Source organism: Lutibacter aestuarii, assembly GCF_042676885.1.
Classification (GTDB): Bacteria; Bacteroidota; Bacteroidia; order Flavobacteriales; family Flavobacteriaceae; genus Lutibacter; species Lutibacter aestuarii.
Genome location: NZ_JBHTIC010000013.1, coordinates 1 through 2185, shown reverse-complemented (window position 1 = coordinate 2185; position 2185 = coordinate 1). Strand labels below are relative to the sequence as shown.

The following is a 2185-nucleotide window of genomic DNA, read 5'->3' as shown; positions in this document are numbered from 1 at the left end:
TTAGCACCAGTAGTATAAAACCAGCCTCTCCAGAACCAATCTAAATCCATAGCAGAAGCATCTTCCATAGATCTAAAGAAATCTGCAGGAGTTGGGTGTTTAAACTTCCATCTGTTGGCATAGGTTTTAAAAGCATGGTCAAATAATTCTGGTCCCATAATAGTGTTTCTTAAAATCCATAAGCCTGTTGCAGGTTTAGCATAAGCATTGGCTCCAAAATTATGTACATGATCTCCTTGTGTCATTATTGGGGCTAATTTAGACTGGTCGCCTTTCATATATGGGACAATATTTTTAGGTAAGCCCCTACTAAGCGGATATTCTTTTTCATAATCAATTTGAGCCAACATTTGAACAAAAGAGTTTAAACCTTCATCCATCCAAGTCCATTGACGTTCGTCGGAGTTTACTATCATTGGAAAAAAATTATGTCCAACTTCATGAATTGTAACACTAATCATTCTGTATTTGGTTCTATCGCTATAAGTTCCATCAGGATTTGGTCTTCCTGGGTTAAAGCAAATTTGAGGATATTCCATTCCCATTTGTCCATCTACAGAAATGGCTTTGTGATAAGGATAATCAAAAGTATGTCTAGAATAGGTTATTAGTGTTTGTGCAACGGCTCTTGTAGAATGATCTCCGTATAATGGATTGGCTTCTTTTGAATAATAAGAATATGCCATAACAGTTCTACCATTGATATCAACAGCCATAGCATCCCAAATAAATTTTCTTGAAGAAGCAAAAGCATAATCTCTTACATTTTTAGCAACAAACTTCCAAGTTTTTGTTTTGTTAGATTTGTTTTGTTCTGCTTCAATAGCTTCTTCTTGAGATACGATAAGAACTGGATTATCAAATGTTTTTCTAGCTTTAGCTAACCTTTTTTGTTGCGTGTTAGTGAGTACTTCTTTTTCGTTTTGAAGTACACCAGTAGCGCCTAAAATATGATCTGCAGGAGTAGTAATATTAACTTCAAAATCTCCAAATTCTAAAGCGAATTCACTTCTTCCCCAAAATTGAAGATTTTGCCAACCAGAGACATTATTATAAACGGCTAATCTTGGATAAAATTGAGCAATTACATAGCTGTTATTTCCATCTTTAGGAAAGTGTTCAAACCCTGAACGTCCACCTTGTTCAATGTGATTATTGATGTTGTACCACCATTTTATTTTAAAAGAATGTTTTTTCCCAGGGGCTAATGGAGTATCTAAGTTAAGACGCATCATTGTAAAATTAATAAGATATGATGCATCACTGTTATCCATATTTTTGACATATTCAATTTTAAAACCTCCATCAAAGGGAGCTTCTAAATATTTCTTTGAAAATTGAGATGGAGTATATAAAACACTGCTTCGCTCTTGTTGGATATCTGGTGTTTGAGAGTCTGATGCTCTCATATTTTGATCCAATTGAATCCATAAATATTCTAAAGCATCTTTTGAGTTGTTATGATAGGTTATGATTTCTTCACCATATATTCTTTGGTTTTCATCATCTAAAATGATGTCCATTTTATAATCAACTTGCTGTTGTGTATACTCGTATCCTGGAGCTCCAGATGCTGTATGTTCATTATTTGGTGTGGGTAACTCTTGGTGTAGTTGCCTAAATTTACTTGTATTATAGTGCCCTTGTTGTTTTTTGGTTTCTTGTGAAATTGTTGAAGTTATAGTAAATATTAGTATTAAAAGTGAGGTTAGTAGTTTTTTCATTTTTGATTAGTTTTATAGAAGTAGTGATATTTACTTACAAAGTAAAGGCTGTATTAGAGTTAATTCTAATACAGCCTTTATGGTTAACTTTTAATTTGACTTTTTTTGAACTGTTCAAATTTAGATTCTGTATTTTTAGGCCAACTGTTATTACTTGTATCTACATCAGCAGTTTGTTCATCAGGGTCAATAGTAATTTTGGTAATGGCTTTACTAGATGGAAATACTTTGGTAACCTCCTTATCATTTAGTCTCCAAATTTGAGCAGGATATTGTTTGCGTTCTTTGGTTCCATCTTCATATTCAAATTCTACAATAATTGGCATTACTAAATCACCTGGTTTTTCAAATTTTAATTCGTAAAAGTATTTAGGAGCTTTTAATGTGGCTTTTTCTTCAGTAGAAAAATTGTTTTCAATATAGTCGTTAAGTACACTATAATCTTCCGCTTTTTTTCCTTT

General features: G+C 32.8%; 1 protein-coding gene and 1 pseudogene. Both read right to left on the bottom strand.

Annotation, left to right across the window (positions count from 1 at the left end; genetic code table 11):
• Nucleotides 1–1724, bottom strand: a 1724-nt coding sequence (locus ACFQZW_RS11290; RefSeq protein ID WP_386783091.1) for a M1 family metallopeptidase, incomplete at its 3' end; no start/stop codon positions are given.
• An 83-nt stretch (nucleotides 1725–1807) separates the two neighbouring features.
• Nucleotides 1808–2185 (bottom strand): annotated as a pseudogene (locus ACFQZW_RS11285) (M1 family peptidase); the annotation flags it as partial.